18 protein-coding genes are annotated in these 19,401 nt (G+C 44.0%); 7 read left to right on the top strand and 11 right to left on the bottom strand.

Annotation, left to right across the window (positions count from 1 at the left end; translation table 11 throughout):
- The first annotated feature begins 21 nt into the window (after positions 1-21).
- Positions 22-624 carry a malate synthase gene (locus tag MED222_RS17760; protein ID WP_009845698.1) on the top strand — a complete coding sequence of 201 codons (603 nt, stop codon included), beginning with the start codon at positions 22-24 and terminating at the stop codon, positions 622-624.
- A 236-nt stretch (positions 625-860) separates the two neighbouring features.
- On the opposite strand, the gene MED222_RS17765 is transcribed toward MED222_RS17760, so the two are convergent.
- The 6 genes from MED222_RS17765 to MED222_RS17790 form a co-directional block, all read right to left on the bottom strand.
- On the bottom strand, positions 861-1,877 hold the full coding sequence (locus MED222_RS17765) for a GGDEF domain-containing protein (RefSeq protein WP_009845697.1): 1,017 nt from the start codon (positions 1,875-1,877) through the stop codon (positions 861-863).
- A 400-nt stretch (positions 1,878-2,277) separates the two neighbouring features.
- Entirely contained in the window at positions 2,278-2,490 is a 213-nt protein-coding gene (gene cspE / locus MED222_RS17770) for a transcription antiterminator/RNA stability regulator CspE (RefSeq protein WP_004730009.1), read from the bottom strand.
- A gap of 361 nt (positions 2,491-2,851) precedes the next feature.
- Positions 2,852-4,129 carry a cytosine deaminase gene (locus tag MED222_RS17775; RefSeq protein WP_009845696.1) on the bottom strand — a complete coding sequence of 426 codons (1,278 nt, stop codon included), beginning with the start codon at positions 4,127-4,129 and terminating at the stop codon, positions 2,852-2,854.
- Between the two features lie 9 nt (positions 4,130-4,138).
- The gene (gene codB, locus MED222_RS17780; protein ID WP_032499239.1) at positions 4,139-5,377 is read right to left on the bottom strand and encodes a cytosine permease; all 1,239 of its coding nucleotides are present in this window, start codon (positions 5,375-5,377) and stop codon (positions 4,139-4,141) included.
- A gap of 746 nt (positions 5,378-6,123) precedes the next feature.
- Positions 6,124-7,347 (bottom strand): HlyD family secretion protein, encoded by a 1,224-nt coding sequence (locus tag MED222_RS17785; protein ID WP_009845694.1) that lies wholly within the window; start codon positions 7,345-7,347, stop codon positions 6,124-6,126.
- Positions 7,341-7,691 (bottom strand): hypothetical protein, encoded by a 351-nt coding sequence (locus MED222_RS17790; RefSeq protein ID WP_009845693.1) that lies wholly within the window; start codon positions 7,689-7,691, stop codon positions 7,341-7,343. Before MED222_RS17790 ends, MED222_RS17785 begins: the two co-directional genes overlap by 7 nt.
- A gap of 134 nt (positions 7,692-7,825) precedes the next feature.
- Here MED222_RS17790 and MED222_RS17795 point away from each other — a divergent pair, with 134 nt between their 5' ends.
- Entirely contained in the window at positions 7,826-8,833 is a 1,008-nt protein-coding gene (locus MED222_RS17795; protein ID WP_009845692.1) for an AraC family transcriptional regulator, read from the top strand.
- Between the two features lie 6 nt (positions 8,834-8,839).
- Here MED222_RS17795 and MED222_RS17800 read toward each other — a convergent pair whose 3' ends face one another.
- Both MED222_RS17800 and MED222_RS17805 read right to left on the bottom strand, forming a co-directional pair.
- The gene (locus MED222_RS17800; RefSeq protein ID WP_009845691.1) at positions 8,840-9,742 is read right to left on the bottom strand and encodes an urea transporter; all 903 of its coding nucleotides are present in this window, start codon (positions 9,740-9,742) and stop codon (positions 8,840-8,842) included.
- An 83-nt stretch (positions 9,743-9,825) separates the two neighbouring features.
- Complete coding sequence (locus tag MED222_RS17805) at positions 9,826-10,485, bottom strand: pyridoxamine 5'-phosphate oxidase family protein (RefSeq protein ID WP_009845690.1); 660 nt, start codon at positions 10,483-10,485, stop codon at positions 9,826-9,828.
- Between the two features lie 90 nt (positions 10,486-10,575).
- Between MED222_RS17805 and pdxR the strand changes: the two genes are divergently transcribed.
- Complete coding sequence (gene pdxR, locus MED222_RS17810; RefSeq protein ID WP_009845689.1) at positions 10,576-12,033, top strand: MocR-like pyridoxine biosynthesis transcription factor PdxR; 1,458 nt, start codon at positions 10,576-10,578, stop codon at positions 12,031-12,033.
- A gap of 46 nt (positions 12,034-12,079) precedes the next feature.
- Here the strand turns inward: pdxR and yjeH are convergent, their stop codons facing one another.
- The gene (gene yjeH, locus MED222_RS17815) at positions 12,080-13,351 is read right to left on the bottom strand and encodes an L-methionine/branched-chain amino acid transporter (RefSeq protein ID WP_009845688.1); all 1,272 of its coding nucleotides are present in this window, start codon (positions 13,349-13,351) and stop codon (positions 12,080-12,082) included.
- A 243-nt stretch (positions 13,352-13,594) separates the two neighbouring features.
- Here yjeH and MED222_RS17820 point away from each other — a divergent pair, with 243 nt between their 5' ends.
- The 3 genes from MED222_RS17820 (at position 13,595) to MED222_RS17830 (ending at position 15,812) form a co-directional block, all read left to right on the top strand.
- The gene (locus MED222_RS17820) at positions 13,595-14,056 is read left to right on the top strand and encodes an Lrp/AsnC family transcriptional regulator (RefSeq protein WP_009845687.1); all 462 of its coding nucleotides are present in this window, start codon (positions 13,595-13,597) and stop codon (positions 14,054-14,056) included.
- 93 nt (positions 14,057-14,149) lie between these two features.
- Complete coding sequence (locus MED222_RS17825; RefSeq protein ID WP_009845686.1) at positions 14,150-15,097, top strand: LysR family transcriptional regulator; 948 nt, start codon at positions 14,150-14,152, stop codon at positions 15,095-15,097.
- A 100-nt stretch (positions 15,098-15,197) separates the two neighbouring features.
- The gene (locus tag MED222_RS17830; protein WP_009845685.1) at positions 15,198-15,812 is read left to right on the top strand and encodes a LysE family translocator; all 615 of its coding nucleotides are present in this window, start codon (positions 15,198-15,200) and stop codon (positions 15,810-15,812) included.
- A gap of 109 nt (positions 15,813-15,921) precedes the next feature.
- Here the strand turns inward: MED222_RS17830 and MED222_RS17835 are convergent, their stop codons facing one another.
- The gene (locus MED222_RS17835) at positions 15,922-17,085 is read right to left on the bottom strand and encodes an alpha/beta hydrolase (protein ID WP_009845684.1); all 1,164 of its coding nucleotides are present in this window, start codon (positions 17,083-17,085) and stop codon (positions 15,922-15,924) included.
- 53 nt (positions 17,086-17,138) lie between these two features.
- Positions 17,139-17,369 (bottom strand): hypothetical protein, encoded by a 231-nt coding sequence (locus MED222_RS17840; protein WP_009845683.1) that lies wholly within the window; start codon positions 17,367-17,369, stop codon positions 17,139-17,141.
- A 277-nt stretch (positions 17,370-17,646) separates the two neighbouring features.
- Here MED222_RS17840 and hcp point away from each other — a divergent pair, with 277 nt between their 5' ends.
- Entirely contained in the window at positions 17,647-19,308 is a 1,662-nt protein-coding gene (gene hcp / locus MED222_RS17845) for a hydroxylamine reductase (protein WP_009845682.1), read from the top strand.
- Positions 19,309-19,401 lie beyond the last annotated feature (93 nt).

Below are 19,401 nucleotides of genomic sequence, written 5' to 3'. Positions count from 1 at the left end.
GTTGGTCAAGAGGGAAAGACTATGAATATGCTGACATTCGATAAAACAGAAATCCAAAAACAAACAAAACCATTTATCGCTGAAGCTGTCTTTGCCGTGGAGACTATCAGTGCCAAACAGCAAACTGAGAAGCAACTCAAAGCGAAGCAACTGCTAGACAGATTGTTCCCATTAGAGAACGGCTCACATCAAGATGTAACGAGCTATGTAGTTGATTACCGTCATATCATGGCTTATTTCAAAGATGGCCAACACAGCGGTCTAAAGCACCCTAAGCAGTTTGTAGCTTACATGGGTGAGAAGTGTGACCCAGACTCAATCTTGTTCCGAGATAGCAGTGGAAGCCATTTAGAAGTGATGTTTGGTTGTCATAAAGGGACGGGGTGTATTGAATTGGTCGATATCGATGATATTCAGTTAGAGTCGTGCACCACGTTTGGCCAGTCGCCAATGGAAGCGGTACAAACGAATACTGAGCGTCAAGGCATCACTACAGCAATACGTCACTGGATCAGCTTAGTTCAAGGTGATGAGAAGGGCAAACCAAAAGCATGCAGCGAAGACAAAGAGTTCCGAGCTAAGAGTGGTGAAGATTACTGTCTTAACTATTGCTACGCCCTTTAATGTCACAGCTACATCTTTGGTTTTTATGAAAGATGTAGAGCCAGTGTAGTGCTAAACACTCTGAATGTATTTAGCATTAAACACTGACGACTATGCATAAACGACAAAGCCCCAACGATTAACCTACTGGTTATTGATTGGGGCTTTTTGCTTTCGATGTTAATTGCGAGTCTATTTTTGAGTCTAGAGCTTAGTAAGTACGCCGTTTAACTGTAATTTTTTTAGATGATTGCAGATTACAGCGGCATCACTCTATTTCGACCAAGTGACTTCGCTTCGTAAAGTAGCTTATCAGCGCGTTCGATCAGTGATTGTGCCGATTCACCGGGTTCAAGTTCAGCAACACCAAACGATGCGGTGATACTACCTACCTGTTGCCCGCTACGACGATCTTTAATCGATAGCTTTTCTAGAGAGCGGCGGTTGGTGTCAGCAAGCTGGCGTGCAATGCGTAATGATTTGTTTGGCACGATTATCGCGAACTCTTCACCACCAAATCGGTAAGCAGAAATACCTTCACGGCACATTTGTTTTAATTTGCGCGCAATGCCTTTAAGAACCATGTCACCAAATAGGTGGCCATAAGTGTCGTTGAAGTTTTTAAAATGATCGATATCGAGAAGAATCAAACACAGAGGTTGTTTCGCTTCACACAGGGTTTCTATATCACGGTCGAAAGAGCGACGGTTATAGAGTGTCGTTGTGCTGTCAAAGAGTGCATCTTTCTGCACTTCTACCAGCTGAGATTTTAGCTTAGTGATTTCTGATGTTGCAGAATTCAACTGAGAATTTAAAAATTGAGTAGAGTGACGAATATGACGAGATTCAGAAACTAACTGACGAACTAAAGACATGACTTCATCGATCGATAAACTTTCATTGTCAACGCGGGCCAAATCCTCGAAGCTTTTATCAATCATCTCAGAAAAAGCAGAGGTATCGGTCAGTGTGTCATTCATCGAATTCGAAACTTCCGAGACCAACAACTCTAAATTAGCGCGGAGGTCATTGATATTCGTTTCAGACTTGCTAGCAACATAATTATTGTAAAGCTGCTCACCAACGGCTGGAGGACAAATGCCATAGTATTCCAAGATACCATCCATGTCTTTAGTCAGCTGTGGGATAGCATTGTCAACATAGGTGTACCAAAGTGCGTAATTTGCAGGTGTAGTAGACACCCGGTTCTTCATCATAAGAGGCACCGCTTTTTTTAGATTTGCGGTGGATTTTTGAAATTCGTCTTTTTTCATGATTTTTACTGCAGATACCAAACTAACTAAGCCACTGCGACCAAGATTAGCGGATTTTACCGATCTTTGCTTTAAAAATTATATAATTAATGGATGAGGATTGGGTAAACAACTCATTTTCATTATGGAAATCGATTGCATATTTATATCGAATAATAAATAGGGTGTTATTTGACCAAAGAGGAGTGGTCCGGTTGGGTGGGGGCGGCTGTTGGTGAGGGGGGCTGTAATACCAATCGCGGTCAATAATGGGTTAGCCAAGCTTGTTCAAACACTCTGCCGAAAAATGGGTAATACGGGTGAGTGTGGAAGAGGTAGTAACTCAGTGGAAGTTTATTTCAGGCATAAAAAAGCGCCGATAAAAATCAGCGCTTTAAAATTCTTTTTAGCTAAAAGCTAATTATTGAGCAACAACGTTTGCTGCTTGTAGGCCTTTTTGACCGTTTTCAACTTCGAAAGAAACCTTTTGGCCTTCTTTCAGAGTTTTGAAACCTTCAGAAGCGATAGCACGGAAGTGTACGAATACGTCAGCGCCGCCGTTGTCTTGAGAAATGAAACCGAAACCTTTCTCTTCGTTAAACCATTTTACAGTGCCAGTATTTGTGTTAGACATAATTTGTCCCTTATTCATAAATTTTCTAAATTGTTGATTGCATTACTGCAATGCGCTGATAATTGAATTATTTAATATTGCTAAGAAATAAGGAAAAACTACTTACAAAAACGGGTAACGATTTTACATGTCATTTTTTACTATTCATCTAACTTAAATAACTCCGGCTAACAGAGCGAGTGCATGTTAACACAGTCTTTCGGGTTGTACACTCATTGATTGATAAATCAGCGAGTTTTTTTGTCATGTTGCGCTTGTTAACAAAAACTACCTACAACAGCTGATAGGTTTATAAAGTTACACGCCATGACAAAGTAAAAAGGAAGCCTAAGCCTCCTTTTCTTCGTTAGTATAGACGATATTATCGTTTGAAGTTGATATCTTCAGTCTTATCTAAGTTAATTTTAGTCTTAGCTGGTTGAGTCTCTGCGATTATTTTTCCGTGGCGAATAGAGTACTGCACTGGAACTTGGCGACGTACTGCATCAAAACCGTTATCTGCAGGAAGAATTAGTAAGCTTCCTGGCTTACCTTCTTCAATGCCGTAGTTGTCTTGGATATGCAGTGTGCGTGCTGAGTTCTTGCTGATCAAATCAAGTGAGGTGTTGATTTGGTCGTAGCCCATCACTTGCGTTACGTGCAGTCCCATGTGCAGAACTTGAAGCATATTCGCTGTACCCAGTGGGTACCATGGGTCAAACACATCATCGTGGCCGAAACACACATTGATATTTGCTGCGAGCATCTCTTTAACACGCGTTACGCCACGACGTTTCGGGTAGTCGTCGAAGCGACCCTGTAAGTGAATGTTCACTAACGGGTTAGCCACGAAGTTGATACCAGACATCTTCAATAGACGGAACAAGCGAGATGCGTAAGCACCGTTATAGGACCCCATCGCTGTGGTATGGCTTGCCGTTACCTTCTCACCCATTTCGAATTTGTGCGCAAGGGCTGCCAGCGTTTCAACGAAGCGAGATTGCTCATCGTCAATCTCATCACAGTGAACGTCGATCAGGCAGTCGTACTTGCGTGCAAGCTCGAACACGTAATGCAGAGATTCAACCCCGTATTCACGAGTGAATTCAAAGTGAGGGATAGCACCGATAACGTCAGCGCCGATCTTCACGGCTTCTTCAAGCAACTCTTTGCCGTTAGGGTATGAAAGAATGCCTTCTTGAGGGAATGCAACGATTTGGATGTCGACCCACTCTTTCATCTCTTCGCGGACTTCAACCATCGCTCTTAACGCCACTAACGTTGGGTCTGACACATCAACGTGTGTACGCACGTGTTGAACCCCGTTAGCTATCTGCCATTTCAGTGTTTGCTTGGCACGAGACTTTACGTCTTCGATTGATAATAATTCTTTACGCTCAGCCCAACGCTCAATACCTTCAAACAAGGTACCAGAGATATTCCAGTTAGGCTCACCAGCTGTCTGAGTCGTGTCTAGGTGAATGTGCGGTTCACAGAAAGGAGAAACAACAATGCCGCCTTCTGCATCAAGAGTTTCGCCCTGATGGTTGATTTGCGCGTCATTATCGAGAATGCGAGAAAATTGACCATTTTCAATCAGAATTTGTTTCAAGCCCTCTTGGTCTTGAAGTTTCGCGTTCTTGATTAATAAGGTTGTCATAGTGTGTCCTTAAGCGGCCTGAGATTTCAGAGCTTTTTTGTTCAATAGAGGATTTAGCACGAGGTAACTGATTGCACCACCAAACACGGCATTCAAAGGAACGATGCCAGGTAGGAAGTGACCAGCGGCTACGCCTGTTGCTACCGCGATAATGCCAGCCCAGTTAACGGTTTGGAACTCTGCATTTGCAAAATCTTTGTAACGTTTACGGTTCGCGAAGAAGTCGGCGATGATTACGCCACCAATGGGTGGAATCGCTAACGAAAGGAAGGTTAACCAACCAACGAAGTTGTTGTATAACCAAAGCGCGAAAATCGTACCGATAATGCCGTTAATGATAGACATTGTAGTACTTGAGCGACCTGTGATGTTAGATAAACCCAGACCTGACGCATAAAGTGCATTTTCATTGGTTGTCCAGATATTCAAGCCAAGCACGATGATGGCTGGAAGCAGTAGACCTTGCGCGATCATCACATCTGAAATATCAGCCTGACCGGTTGCTGCTGCGCCTGCTGCGCCGAAGATAAACATCAGCGAGTTACCGATGAAGAACGCGACCATTGTAATTAACACGGCGCTTGCTGGCTTTTTACCGAAGCGAACGAAATCGGCAGTCAACGTACCTGCACTTACAAACGAACCTACAACCATTGCTAGTGCCATTGAGAAGTCCATTGGCGTCTCTGGCTTAATCAGCTGCAGTTGCTCTAGTCCACCAACACTGTCTACGGCTGTTAGTACTGAGTAACCACCCAAAATTGCAATCGCGGGCACCGCAATTGCTGAAAGCACCATTAGCGCTTTAATACCGAAGTACACCGTACCTGTCATCAAAAGGCCTGACACAATAATCAAGGTGTTGGTATCAATGCCTGTGGCTTTCTGTACCGGAATTGCGAACATGGCAACGCCTACACCAAACCAGCCGACTTGTGTACCACCAAGTAGAGCAGAAGGAAGCCATGAGCCTTTAGTACCAAAAGAGAAACGAGCAAGGAGATGAGTAGAGAGGCCAGTAGATGAGCCGATGTAGCCAAGAAAAGAAGTGTAAATACCAAGAATTAGGTTACCGATGAGAACGGCGAGGAAGAAATCGTTGAAAGAAAGACCTGTCCCGAGTGAACCACCTGTCCACATACTTGCAGAGAAGAAAGTGAGTCCAAGCATTACCATGGTGAGTGAAGCAACTCCTTTCCTAGCCGATGTTGGAACCGGCCCAAGACTGTAGTTATTATCCGCAGCCATTTTTTACCTCCGCAATTGTTCAAAATTAAAATTAACGGTCGCCGTATTGCAGGCAAACGTGCGCATTATCGTGATATAAATAACATAGTCAATGCTAGTTTTATCAATAAGCCATCTATTAAGGCGGTTATGTTAAAAATAGACATTTAAAACATAAGGTTACTTTTCATATTTATTCTTAAAAAATAATTAGAAAACGTTTTCTATGGCGTAGGTGATGAGCCAGAATTGAACTTCACTATGAATGCTAGCGATTATGACTATGAATGGGTGTCTGTATATTGGATGGGCGATGTTTCTTAAATTGCAGGCAAAAAAATGGCCAATCGCAATACTCGCAATTGGCCTATATATATCGTGAACAAGAAAGGTTCACTAACAACGTCAGTTGGCTAGGTGACCCTCGGCTTAAGAAGGGTCAATATGTACATTGCAGTTAGTGTGCCAACTTTTAAAGCAACGTAAAATGGGTATTTTATAGCAATTTGGTGCGTATTTAAACGGTTTGCTTGCATTTTGGAAGTTGGCAGTTGCGTTTTGCAATTGCATTTTGCGATTTGTATTGCTTGTCATTAAGGAATAAACGATAAAAGTGAATACTGAATACTGAATACTGAATACTGAATACTGAATACTGCTTAGTTTTTTGATTTTTGCTGCTCTGTCTGCAACTAACGGTAAAATAGATAAAAGCCCGTGCGATCTCAGATCTCACGGGCTTTGTATCGTTTTATCTAAAACAAGTATTAGATCGAGTAGAAGAAATATAACTGGGACTTCATTCTAATGATGATCCCGCGTATTACGTCTAGGAACGCCATAAAGCTGATCGGCTTCTCACCGCTTACCCAAGCTAACCCTACAGAGCCGACTGGAATATCGTAACCTTCCGCCTCGTCAATTTTTAAGCGGACAAAGTGGTGCTTGTTCTGAAGGTTTCGACCTGTGGTGACACGAACTTGTTCATCAATACCTAATAGGCTAGCTTGTGCTTCACCCGTCGCTTCAACAATGCCTTCTACGGTTGCGGAGAATATCTTGCCTGGGTATACCGCCGTTGCAAACTCAGCAGGTTGGCCCACTTTTACGTTACGAATAGCTTGGTGATTCACTCGCATTAACACGTATTTTTCTTCAGTGTACATTTGGATACGAGGCATCATTGATACTCGCTGTCCTTCACGAAGAATGAAATTAGTTACAAAGCCGTCAGTCGGCGCAGTTACTTTGGTACTGTTCAAATCCCATTGAGCTTGAGCCAATGTTGCTTTTGCCGAATCTACCTCAGTTTGTTTCTTACTGACGTTGGTTTCTGCTTTGTGGATGTTTAACTTCGCGTTCTCAGCATCAACTTCTTTCTTACTTAGTTGAGATTCCAATGTGGTGACGTTATACGTTGCCAAGTCTACCTTTGCCGTTTGTTGGTCGATGTCAGTCTCAGTAATCGTATGTTCTACAACTTTGTTTTGCTTTTGGTAACGGTCAAGTGTTTTAGATTGCAGAACAAGATCTGTTTTTGCTGATTCTATCTGAGCGACAGAGGCTTTGATATCTTCAAGCGCTGACTGATAGCTTACTTTAGCGATGCTCACTTCTTGGTGAGCGGTATCCAAAGCAACGTTCGCCGATTCAAGTTGCACGTTAGCCTTATCTCTTGCAATAACATATTTGGTGTCATCAATTTCGTAAATGAGCTGACCTTCAATCACGTCTTGGTTCGGTCTAATGTGAACCTTGGTTGTTTTGCCTGACACATTGGTTGAATCTGGACGTAGCTGAATGTGTGGTGATTGAACGACTGAACCTCCAGAGAGATCCATCGGCGTGTAGTTAATGAGTCCAACCCAAACAAACAATAACCATGATGTACCACCTAGATAAGAAAATGCTTTGGTGCCCTTGTTCCATGGCATACCAATAAGCCTAAGTAGATAGATGAACAGTGCCCACAGAGCTAAGCCTTCTAACATGTTTGGCTCTCCCCATCTTGATCATTCTTAACTTGTTGTCCTGTTGGTTCCGCAGGTGCTTTCCATGTGTCTCTCAGGTTTATGATGGCTTTTTCCATATCAACAAACGCTAAAATGACGGCAAGTACCCATACCCAGTGCCATATGAAGCCAATCCAAGTTAAAGCTGTGATTAAACCGAGCTGGTGATGCTCTTTACTGTGGGCTTTATTGATTGGTAATTCATGAACACGCCAAAAGCCGTAACATGCAGCTGCGATTGTTGCGACCAACACAACGCCAGCTACGACGTGTAATGCGGTGTCTGCGCCTGTTCCAACAAATGGGACACTTAGTAAACTCATTGATCAACCCTAAGTAAAATTTGAACGCCGAGTGTGATGGAAGTTGGATTTACAGGTTGTAAATTTACTAATTACTTCGATAATGGCAATTATATGATTTGATCTGTGATCTCCTTTCTAAGGGTTAGCGACTAATGAACAATTGTAACTTCTTAAGAGCGTTAGGGATTTTGGGTATTTATCAACACGCTGTCACAAACCCTGTGGTTAATACGGAGCGTTTAGGTATTCCGAAGTCTGTATTTACTAACTCAATGAATCTTATTCCGGTCAATGAAGTCGATAAATGGTATGGGTTTCTTGAACAGCAAACTAATGATCCAGATATTATTCTGAAACTGTCTGACCGAGTGGATATTGAAAAATTAGGCCCGTTAACCAACTGGTTTTTTTCTGGACATGATCTTGCTTCTACGATCCGCCGAGTGAACATTGGCCTGCACTGTTTACAGTCTGGTGCGTTCTTATACGGTGCACAGGTAGGGACAATGATTAAATGGTGCTACGACAATCCTGCTTACTCAGAAACGGGTAAAGTGCATGACTCAATAAGAGTCGCGGTTTTCATTATGAAGATTTTACGTCGATATTTGGGTGATGACTTTAAACCCGTTGCGGTTTCAATAGCAGGTCGTCGAGAGAATGTTGACCTCTACCATGAATATTTCGGCTGTACGATTCAATGGGGACAGCCTCGCACAGAGGTTTGGATCCCGAGTGAATCGAGGTTATCTATCAATCAATCACTATCGAACAGTAAAGCAAATCTGGCGATGAACTTTCATGACTTGGATAACTATCTAAACATGCCAGATGCTGGTGATGAACATAAGGTCACCTATGAGATGATCAACTACAGTCGCCACTTTGGTTTACCAACCCTTCACAAGGTTTCCAGTTTATTAGGGCTCTCTGAGCAGCAGTTTCAACGCCGTTTGCATAAATCGGGCATCAATTTTTCTACCATTATGGGGTATGCATTAAGTAACGTGGCCGTGGAGTTGTTGATGTATTCAGTGCCAGTGGAAGAGGTCTCAAAGAGGTTAGGTTATACCAACGTCGCGAGCTTTAATCGGATGTTTAAGAAACATCGAGGTTTGACGCCTAAGCAGTATATTGAGCGTTTTGAGAGTCAATACTGATCGTCATTAGTCTTCATCTAGCTTTTTAAAATGAGTGGATAGGTAAACGGTTATCCAAGTACTAAGGACAAAAGGCGCGGTGAGTGGTAGCAGTGACAGTTCATGAAAACCAAGTGTGATTAGACAGCTCAACAGCATGCCTAATAGGATCAACGGCCAAGGAATTCGCGGATAGAACACAAGTGCTAGAGTGGCAAGAGTGGCGTTGTACCCGTAAAGACCTTGCTCAATTAGCGCGCCAGAAGCGCCAATCATGTGGCTAAAAACAGTGCTGATTAACACTGCGAGTACTACCCATAGCGCATGCTTGATATTGTTGAGTGCGATGGCAACCAAGATGACTAGACCCGATAGTGCATTATCGATAAAGCTGACTTGGCTGATCCCTTTCAATAACGGTAGCACCGGTGTTGGTAAGCTGAACCACGAGTCTACCTCAAGACTGATTAGTGGCCTCAGTGCGGAGTCAGGTGCCGAAAACGCCGATAGCCCCAAGGTTGATTGGATAGTATAAATCAGCCAAGAGGTGAGGATAAAGGCACTTGTGTAACCGCGATACTTCTTAAAGCTAAACACGATCTTGGCGATGGGTACGGTAATGAGCGAGCCGAGGGCTACTACTAAAATCAGCCACCCATTTACTTCAAAAAAATTCCCGATGAACAAAGCAATCAGTGCGCCATTTAGTGCATACATGCCATTCTCAATATCATGAGACGGTTTATTGGTCAGTAAGGCAAATCCATAGCTGCAACTGGCGCCAAACAAGGTAAGAAAAGCCAGCGCAAGTGACTCAATAGAAATGGCAAACAATAGCAGAAGCGACGTCATAACAGACGGTGTGAAATAGACTTGCCCAATGCCATTGAGCAAGCCTTCAAATGGTAGAATATCCTTATTCGTTCTCATCGTCTGATTACATTCTTTTGCTATGTTGAATCTTTTGTAGCTCAGATTGTATGCAATTTTATTAAGTTGACCATCTTTGCGTATCAATTCTGATACCAGCGCTCACCATAGGCTTGTTGGTAATCTGGTGTTTCAATGATGCCTTCTTGCTCTGGAACGGTTTCTAATGGCCCAACGACCGTTCGATAAGGTAATACGCCAGCCCATACCGGGATATCCATATCAGCTTTATCATCATTCACTCCATGTTTACCTATCTTCACGGAGGCTTCTGTTAAAGGGATCGCCAATAGCTCGGTGGCGGTGAGCTCTTTCTCATTACTGAGCCTGACTTCGTCGGTTCTTCCCGGCGCGATTTGCTCAATGAAGATGTTCAATAAGCGATCTTTTTCTTGGTTGTCATCGATGATTGAAAATGACCCCAACACCACTGCAGAACGATAATGCGCACTGTGGTGAAATGCCGAACGAGCTAACACCCAACCATCGAACAAAGTGAACGTTAAACAGGTTGGCTCTCCTTTTTTTAAGCCTTTCAACAAGCGGCTGTTTTTAGCACCATGGATGTAGACCATATCATCCACTCGCCACGCGAGCATTGGAATAACCATTGGTCCATGTTCGCCTTGCAATGCAATGTGTGCGATTAAGCTCTCATCTATGATTTGATGAAGTTTCTCTTGTTCAAATACGGCTTTGTGAGCCCCTTTTTTAATCGTGGTTCTTTTCGTGCTAGATAACATAATCGCTCCTTAATCATTGCCTTTTGATTAATGTAGCGATTAACTGGTTTATTAAATAGAGCCACTTTTAAACACTATTTGGATCCAGTTATGCAGCCTATTGATGTCGGTGACCTACAGTTAGACGAGCAACATGACACGCGTCAAACCGCCTTGTTTCATGCGATCAGAGAAAAGATTGTTCAAGATTTATGGAGTAAGGGCAGTAAGTTACCCTCAACGCGTAAGTTGGCCGTAGAACTGTCGGTAAGTCGAAATACGGTGATTTATGCGTACGAACAACTGGTCACCGAAGGCTATATCGAGAGTAAGCAAGGCTCAGGGTTTTATGTCTCGGTTGAACAACCAGAGCACTTTCTAAGTTTGTCTCAGCCAAACAGTGTTCAGGATCCGAAGGTTAAACAAACAGTCAGTAAACCGGCTGCAAACATAGCGACACCTAACGACATTAACCGCAGCTTTGCCCCCGGAGTTCCTGACTTAGATGCGTTCCCTTTTGCGAAATGGCAGAGGCTGCTGCAACGTCACTCTACACGTCAGAACATAGCGGGAAATCAAGAGGTTCAGGGAAGCTTGGCCTTGAGGGAAGCATTGAGCGGGTATCTTGCGAGTAGTCGCTCGGTTCACTGCAGTACCGATAGAATCATCATCACCGCAGGTGCGCAGCAAGCCATCTCAATTGGTTTGATGGCGACGTTAGCTATGGGGGACAAAATCCTTGTGGAAGAGCCCGGCTATCGACAAGTGCATAAAATCATCGATCTGTTGAGGCTAGAGCTAGACGGTGTGAGTGTGCGTGAAAAGGTTGGGTTAGATATTGAAAAAGTGCTGTCCAGTAACGCCAAGGCTCTGTATGTCACGCCGAGTAACCAATACCCAATGGGCACGACCTTGAATACCGAGCAACGACTTAAACTGATCGATTGGGCCAATCAACATCAGTCATGGATCATTGAGGATGATTACGACAGTGAGTTTCAGTTTGCTCATCGCCCTTATACCAGCATGCAAGGGTTAGCGGGAAAGTTAGGGTTCGATGATCGCATCATCTATGTCGGATCCCTGAGTAAGGTGATGTTCAATGGCTTGCGACTAGGTTATTTAGTGGTGCCAGAAAGTCTGGTGGCGAAGTGTCTTGAGATTAAAGATGCGCTCACTGGAGACACGGCCTCACATACACAAGAAGCGCTGGCGGACTTTGTACGTGAAGGCGATTTATTGCGCCATATTAGAAAGATGCGTCGTTCATACAAACTCAAGCATGAAGCGATGATAGAAGCGATTAAAAGTGAGTTTCATGGCGATCTTGAAGTGATCAGTCAGGCTGCTGGGCTACATGTGACAGTGAAGTGGTATCAAGGGATATCTGAACATGAGTGGAGCCGTAGAGCAGAGTTTGAAAATATCATCATTCGTCCTTTTGACTTTTATGAATATGGATCAAGTGATGCTCGTGATTGGAGTGGTGCAGTGCTGGGGTTTGGTAATATCCGACTGGCTGACATAAAGCCGAAGATCAAACAGATCGCTCGGCTTTTTTATCAGTAATATTGGTAGGGCTTGTTTACAATTTTCTGATTCATCACTAATCGAGTTACAACTTGTCGATAGAGACAGTGGGTTTACCTTTGCCTAGCCACTTCCGCCAAGGGAGTGACAATGTCACAAAAACAGTCACAGCATAGAGCATCGACCAGCTTAGGCAGATAAACACCAAGGTACAGATCACCAGTGAGAGCATGGCAATGTATCTAGATGCGCCAGTCAATAATCGGCAAGCCGCTAACATCGCAAGCAGATAAACCAGTACGAAAATACCGTTGGCGAGTTTAAGAAAGAATTCGAGATCCAAATTAGACAGCTCGCCGATTACACACGAGATAAGCGCAATAAAGCCAATTGCTAAGGTTGGATAAAGTGGTACGCCACGGCTGTTGAGCTGCGCCATTTTACTGGTCGGAGTGTGTTGGCGAGCTTGAGCCCAAATCATGCGAGACAAGCTTTGGGTGTAAAGGTTTAGGCTAGCAAAACAAGCAAAGAAGCCAAGTACACTGATAACGGCTTTAAAGCCATTGCCAAACAATTGCTCTGTCACCCATGGGATAGAGGCAGCATCAAATTCTGGTGAACCATAAGCGCCTAGCTTGATAATAACCACTGAACAAGCCCAGTACACTAAGCCTGCGACGAAACACCCGGCAATGATGGCGATGGGGAAGTCACGCTGTGGATTCTTAAATTCCTCTCCCATGTGAGCAAAGGCTTCGATTCCTACAAAGCACCAAAACATAACCGCCAGTGCAGCACCAATAGACCACATTGAATCGGATGTCATAGTCGGAACTGCGATGTCAGCAGCAGTGATGTCGGCTTTCCAAACAAAGGCGCTGACTAAAGCAAAAATCGATAAGGCAATTACGGTTTGCAAGCGGCCTGAAGATTTACTGCCCATCAAATTGACGGCAATAAGCAAAGCGACGGTAAAGGATTGAGCACCTAATGGTGTGTCGAGTGGTGCTGGTAACAGCTGTTGAGCAAAGCCACCTGCCAATGCAATCGCCGCTGGAATACCGACAGGAATAACACTCACAAACAACCAAGCCACACTGGTTTCTAATCGCTCGCTGAATGCTTGGCGTACAAAATAGGCCGTGCCTCCTGCATTGGGGTAGCGTTTCCCTAATGCTGCGAAGGTTAGTGCAATCGGGCAAATAGCGATAAACAGGATTAACCATGCTAGTAGCGATAACTGCCCTGCAATGCCTGCCGCGATAGCTGGGATCATAAACAATCCTGTGCCAAGCAAGGTCGTAGAGAGTTGTCCAATTCCTGAAATAAGCGTGATTTCTTGTTTGAGTTGCGTCATTCGCTGTCCTTGCTATTGGCTTTGATATCGGTTTTATGGTGCAGTCTTGTGAGGCTGAGATTGAAAGCATACATTGTCGACATCAATAATACAGCTAGCGAAACGTCTTAAGACACCGTCAATTTAACGGTATTAATTTGATTAAGCGTGAAAGTGTCGGCTGTCATAATGGCTGTTATAAGTTAGAAAGTTGTGTCAAATTAGGCGTTATAAATAGAACAATAAATGGAAAGAATCAGAAGCATGGATAAATTTGATCGCCAAATTTTAGATATTCTAAAAATTAACGCTCGATGCTCAGTGAGCGATATCGCAAGAGATGTCAGCCTGTCTCGCTCTGCAGTGAACGCCAGAATCAAGAAGCTGGAAAACGATAAGATCATCACAGGATATTGTGCACAGGTGACCGAGCCTGATTTACCGAAGAACGTTGGCGCTTATATCTCTTTGAAGTTTGACATGTCGAGCAGTAACCATAATTGTGAGTCTTACGCTAAAAATATCTACGCCATTAATGGTGTGCAGTGGTGTCACTCTATTAGCGGTGAGACCGACATGATGCTTTATGTTGAAGTTGAAAGCATGGAGCGTTTGAACCAAATTCGTGACCAGCTGCAAGGCTATCCTGAACTTCGACATCTTATGACTCATACTGTCTTAACGGAATTCTTCAACAAGCAAACTTCGTCTTTTAATATGTCTTGAGTGAGTGCTGCTTACCTTCACTGTGTCGTCATTTTTCCGTACTTACTCAACTTATTCTTACTCGCTCTATTCTTATTCACTCTAAGGTTGCTGATGTTAGGTAATATCAATTTAAATTTACTGCGGTCGCTGCATGTGCTTCTTGAAGAGTGCCATGTAAGCCGAGCCGCTCAGCGTCTGCACATCACGCAGTCGGCGGTTAGCCGTCAACTGGCTCAGCTTAGAGATCTATGTGGTGATCCTCTTCTGGTTCGTGATGGGAACAAACTGGTGCCAACCAACCGTGCTTTGTTGCTTAAAGGCAAGCTCGATGACTTGCTGGGCGAGTTTGACCACCTCTTAGATGATAAGCCATTTGATCCACAAGACTGGCAAGGTGAATTGGTGTTGGCTTCGAGTGATTATGTTGCTCAGTATATCTTGCCCATTATTGTGTCCGAGGTGTCGAAGGACGCGCCCCATATCAACTTGGCTTATCGTTTGTGGCAGCCTAACTTCCTTGAAACGCTTAATGAATCAGGTATTCACTTGGCGTCGAGTATGTTCCCCAAAAAGCCAGATCATGTCTCAAGTATCAAGCTCGGAGAGGATAAGTCCGTGTGTTTGATGAGAGCCTCTCATCCGCTGGCTAAGCAATCAGCCATAAGCTCGGAAGACATCGTGAATTACTCACATATCAAAGTCACGGGTGGGGGAGACAAAGACAGCTATTCGGATATTGCGTTAAAGAAACAGGGACATAAACGCAGAATCGCATTGCAGGTACCGTTCTTTTCATCGGCGGGAAACGTGTTAATGCAAGACGACTACTTGATGATTGTGCCGGAGCATATTGCTTACAACTTGGGTCGACATCTCGATGTCGCTTACTTTTCGCTGCCGTTTGAGACAGAAATGCATACCTATTGGCTGATGTGGCATCCTAAGTATGACAACGACTCTGCCCATAAATGGGCTCGAGAGAAAGCGTTTAAAGCCATCCAAAAGTCGAGTTACAATATAAGTATGATTTCAAATCATACCAGTGATGATAATCTTTGATTTCAAATAATACCTACTGCGGCTTATTGTAAGCGCTAAGTATTGAGTATTAATTGTAGAGTGTTCAGCTGGAACGCTTTGTTTTACTAGGAATGGAATGATGACAGTAACAATTTGGTTTTCTTTATTAGCGATTTGCTTATTGGGTGCAATGTCTCCGGGCCCAAGCTTGGCGATGATCGCTAAGCACAGTTTGGCTGGTGGCCGTATGAACGGACTTATCGCAGCTTGGTCACACGCTGCGGGTATAGGTATCTACGCGTTCGCAACCATTGTCGGTTTAGCCGTTGTGCTTGAGCAATCACCAATGTTGTTCAAAGGGATCAGTTTAGCGGGTGCCGCGTATCTGCTCTATCTCGGTGTAAACGCGTTGCGTTCGAAAGGTGGAGTTGCCGCGAAATTGGAAGCGGGTGAACAGATGAGCTACATGCAGTCTGCTCGCGAAGCTTTCTTGATCTCTATCTTGAGCCCTAAGATCGCTCTGTTCTTTATCGCTCTATTTAGCCAATTTGTGGCGTTAGGTAATGAACTGAGCAATCAAGTGATTATTGTCTCAACGCCGCTGATTGTTGATGGCCTTTGGTATACCTTTATCACTTTGGTGCTCTCTAGCCCGTTGATCGTAGAGCGCATTCGAGCAAAAGCGCAGTTGATCGATCGATTATCAGGCGTGGTGTTGATTCTGCTCGCTGTGCGCGTGGTGTGGACGATATAGCGGTAGTCCATATATTGGTAAGAAACGATATCCATTAAAAAGGCTCACTAGACGTTATCTAGTGAGCCTTTTTGACTTCTATGGATTGGTTTCGAAAGACTTGAGCTTGTTAGCCTTCTGAATTCAGCACCGCATCGAGCTTTTCCATGGAATCTGAAAAGTACGGGTTGTAGGTCAAACGCGCATGGTTTTTACCTTCTTCACGATATCCCCACGCTGAGTACCACACTTCACTTGTCGCGTTGCACTGTGCTTCAAAACCTTCCTCTTGACCATTGGAGCAGATCTTCTCGCTACCATTGATCCCGTAGTAAGGATTGCTTGGCGAGAACAGTAAACCCATATGAGAGCCGTTCGAAATACGTTGCTCTGGGATCTTCATGCTGTATTGAACAGCGCGAGGATCGTCAAGTGTGGTTTCCCCTTGCCAAATCAACACGTTATTTGGGTTTGGCATGGATTCCGTAAATGCCTGCTGAACGAAGTGGGTATCAATGACACTGTCGCCTTCACTCATCATAATAAACACGGGCTTATCAAAGTGTTTGTCTTGAAGGCCCTCACGAACCACTTCTGAGGTTTGGTAGTAAACCGAAGCACCATTCATTGGCAGTGAGTTATAGCGAAGTACATTGTCTTCAGGATCTTGATCCGCCCAAGTGACAAAATAGCTTGCTAGCTCCGCATATTGAACTGCAGAAGAGCTCGGTTGAAACGCAGGAGAGAACAACAGTAACCCAGAGATCTTAGGATCGTTCATCGCCTGTGAAGTCACAAGGTTCGCACCTGTTGAATAACCGCCAAGCCACACAGAATCATACTCTTGCTCCAATAGCTTCGTATGATGAGCTACAACACCTTGCCAATCTTCTAAGCTTGGTTGCATTAAGTCACCGACACGACTGCCGTGGCCCGGTAGCAATACCGTTCTCACTAGGTAGCCTTGTTCTGCTAAGTGCGTTGCGATGTCTTTAAATGAGTACGGAGAATCACCTAAACCATGTACCAATAAAACTGCCTTACCGTTAGGTGCCGCAGGTTTGTATTCGGTGGGTGAATTGAGTCGAATCTCTAGCTGCTTGTCTTTGGTCATGAATACACGGTTTTTCAATAACCAATCTTGAGTTTCATTGACGTAGGCATCAAAGCTGTCTTGCTGATATTCAGGCAAGTTTGGAGATGTTTCGTAAGCAGGTATCGATGTCTCGTTGGAACAACCAACGAGACTTAAAGTCGTTAAGGCGAGCAGCGTTAGAATAGTATTTCTATGCATTTTTTGATGTTGTCTCTGTTGTTCTTTTACTATGTCTGAAACTGAAGTTTAGATTACTTTCTGCTTGAAAGGTCTTCGTATTCACCTTCAATAACACCGGCATCACTGGTAGATGATTGACGTGTGTTCATGTGAGCTGCGAAACCCTGTTTTTTCATTTGATTCTGAATGCGCTTGCCAGTGATTAAAGCTGCAATAGCTAAAGGGATAGCAAGAATCAAGCTCGTGAATAACGCCAATAGGCCAGTAAACAACGCAACAATCGTAACTAATATATTTTTCATATTCATTCCTCTTTTCTCTATGTTGTTACTATATCGCTTCTATTCTGAACGAAACATGAACACCGTTAATAAATACCAGAGAGTCACTATGACACAGTCGTGTGTGGATTTAGAGTTTATATGTAGTCATAATCACGCACTAAAATCACGGGATAACAGTAAGTTCCATAAAATCAACGACTTAAAAGTTGGCACGCTTGATGCTCTATAGGGGGGTGGAATAAGTCACTGTAAGCAAAGTACTTACAGCTAATAAAAAATTACTGGAGCCCCTTATATGTTTTGTATTCAATGTGAACAAACAATTCAAACCCCAACCGTAAAAGGCTGTTCTTTCGCACAAGGCATGTGTGGAAAAACCTCGGAAGTATCCGACCTTCAAGACGTGTTGGTGCATTCTCTTCAAGGCGTTTCTTTTTGGGCAAGCCTAGGTCGCGCTTGCGATGTTATTGATACAGAAGTTGATGAGTGGGCGCCAAAAGCGTTCTTCGCAACACTGACTAACGTTAACTTCGACCCTGCTCGTATTATCGAATTCGCACAACAGTCTCATGAATTCAAGCAGCGTTTAGAGCAAAAAGTTCGTGCAGCAGCAACATTGATTGGTTTTGAAATTCCAGAACTTTCTGCAGCAGCACAGTTCGATCTTCCAACAGATTCTTCAGAGCTATTGGCACTTGCGCCTCAAGCTGCTGTAAACCGTGGTCACGACTCTCAACACGAAGATGTGATTGGCCTTCGTCTTCTTTGCCTATACGGCTTAAAAGGTGCGGCAGCCTACATGGAGCACGCTCGTGTTCTTGGTCAAACTGACAATGCTATTTTTGCTGAGTACCACGAAATCATGGCGTTCTTAGGTACAGATCCATCTGACCTAAAACAACTGCTAGATACGTCTATGCAGATTGGCTTGATGAACTACAAAGTCATGGAAATGCTGGATAAAGGTGAGACAGATACATTTGGTCACCCTCAACCAACAACCGTGAACGTGAAAACTAAGAAAGGACACTGTATTCTTGTTTCTGGTCACGACTTGCATGATCTAGAAAAGATCCTTCAACAAACCGAAGGCAAGGGCATCAACGTTTACACTAACGGTGAGATGCTACCAGCACACGGTTACCCAGAGCTAAACAAGTACCCACACCTTGCGGGTAACTACGGTAGCGCTTGGCAGAACCAGCAAAAAGAATTCGCTAACTTCCCTGGCGCAATTGTAATGACGTCTAACTGCCTGCTTAACCCTGATGTAGGTTCTTACGCAGACCGTCTATTTACACGCAGCATCGTGGGCTGGCCGGGTGTTGATCACCTTGAAGGCGATGATTTCAGCGCAGTAATTGACTGTGCACTGGCGCAAGAAGGTTTCAAACACGACGAGATCGAGCAGATGATCACTGTCGGCTTTGGTCGTAACGCACTGATGGAAGCGGCACCTGCGGTTGTTGAGCAAGTGAAAGAAGGCAACATCAAACACTTCTTCCTAGTGGGTGGTTGTGACGGTGACAAATCTGAACGTAGCTACTACACAGACTTCACAGCTCAAGCGCCAGAAGATTCAGTAATCCTGACATTGGCATGTGGTAAATTCCGTTTCAACAAAAACCAATTCGGCGACATTAACGGTATCCCACGTCTGTTAGATGTTGGCCAATGTAACGATGCTTACTCAGCGATTCAGCTTGCTATCGCACTGTCTCAAGAGTTTGATTGTGGTATCAACGAACTTCCGTTAACGCTGGTTCTATCTTGGTTCGAGCAAAAAGCGATCGTTATCCTGCTTACCCTGTTCGCTCTTGGTGTGAAAGGTATTTACACGGGCCCAACAGCGCCAGCTTTCCTAACAGAAAACCTATTAAAGATTATGCAAGACGAGTTCGATATGCGTTCTATCTCAACGCCAGAGCAAGATCTTAAAACAATCTTAGCGGCTTAATTTAAGCCAACTCTAAGCCCCGTTGTTGTGACGTTTTTCTAAAACAGACAACGGCGGGGCTTTTTCGATTTAAATCTTTAGTCATTAGCAAGG

The sequence above is a fragment of the Vibrio sp. MED222 genome (assembly GCF_000153005.1).
GTDB classification, from domain to species: Bacteria; Pseudomonadota; Gammaproteobacteria; order Enterobacterales; family Vibrionaceae; genus Vibrio; species Vibrio tasmaniensis_A.
Note: the sequence above shows the minus strand (reverse complement) of the source record. Positions and strands in the feature narration are given on the sequence as shown.

Excerpts from the sequence above, each read along its gene's own strand:
- hcp (WP_009845682.1), top strand. The coding sequence starts at position 17,647 with ATGTTTTGTATTCAATGTGAACAAACAATTCAAACCCCAACCGTAAAA.
- yjeH (WP_009845688.1), bottom strand. The coding sequence starts at position 13,351 with ATGACGCAACTCAAACAAGAAATCACGCTTATTTCAGGAATTGGACAA.
- MED222_RS17760 (WP_009845698.1), top strand. The coding sequence starts at position 22 with ATGAATATGCTGACATTCGATAAAACAGAAATCCAAAAACAAACAAAA.
- pdxR (WP_009845689.1), top strand. The coding sequence starts at position 10,576 with ATGCAGCCTATTGATGTCGGTGACCTACAGTTAGACGAGCAACATGAC.
- MED222_RS17825 (WP_009845686.1), top strand. The coding sequence starts at position 14,150 with ATGTTAGGTAATATCAATTTAAATTTACTGCGGTCGCTGCATGTGCTT.
- MED222_RS17790 (WP_009845693.1), bottom strand. The coding sequence starts at position 7,691 with ATGAGTTTACTAAGTGTCCCATTTGTTGGAACAGGCGCAGACACCGCA.
- MED222_RS17765 (WP_009845697.1), bottom strand. The coding sequence starts at position 1,877 with ATGAAAAAAGACGAATTTCAAAAATCCACCGCAAATCTAAAAAAAGCG.
- MED222_RS17795 (WP_009845692.1), top strand. The coding sequence starts at position 7,826 with ATGAACAATTGTAACTTCTTAAGAGCGTTAGGGATTTTGGGTATTTAT.
- MED222_RS17785 (WP_009845694.1), bottom strand. The coding sequence starts at position 7,347 with ATGTTAGAAGGCTTAGCTCTGTGGGCACTGTTCATCTATCTACTTAGG.
- MED222_RS17800 (WP_009845691.1), bottom strand. The coding sequence starts at position 9,742 with ATGAGAACGAATAAGGATATTCTACCATTTGAAGGCTTGCTCAATGGC.
- MED222_RS17840 (WP_009845683.1), bottom strand. The coding sequence starts at position 17,369 with ATGAAAAATATATTAGTTACGATTGTTGCGTTGTTTACTGGCCTATTG.
- cspE (WP_004730009.1), bottom strand. The coding sequence starts at position 2,490 with ATGTCTAACACAAATACTGGCACTGTAAAATGGTTTAACGAAGAGAAA.
- MED222_RS17830 (WP_009845685.1), top strand. The coding sequence starts at position 15,198 with ATGACAGTAACAATTTGGTTTTCTTTATTAGCGATTTGCTTATTGGGT.
- MED222_RS17820 (WP_009845687.1), top strand. The coding sequence starts at position 13,595 with ATGGATAAATTTGATCGCCAAATTTTAGATATTCTAAAAATTAACGCT.
- MED222_RS17835 (WP_009845684.1), bottom strand. The coding sequence starts at position 17,085 with ATGCATAGAAATACTATTCTAACGCTGCTCGCCTTAACGACTTTAAGT.
- MED222_RS17775 (WP_009845696.1), bottom strand. The coding sequence starts at position 4,129 with ATGACAACCTTATTAATCAAGAACGCGAAACTTCAAGACCAAGAGGGC.
- codB (WP_032499239.1), bottom strand. The coding sequence starts at position 5,377 with ATGGCTGCGGATAATAACTACAGTCTTGGGCCGGTTCCAACATCGGCT.
- MED222_RS17805 (WP_009845690.1), bottom strand. The coding sequence starts at position 10,485 with ATGTTATCTAGCACGAAAAGAACCACGATTAAAAAAGGGGCTCACAAA.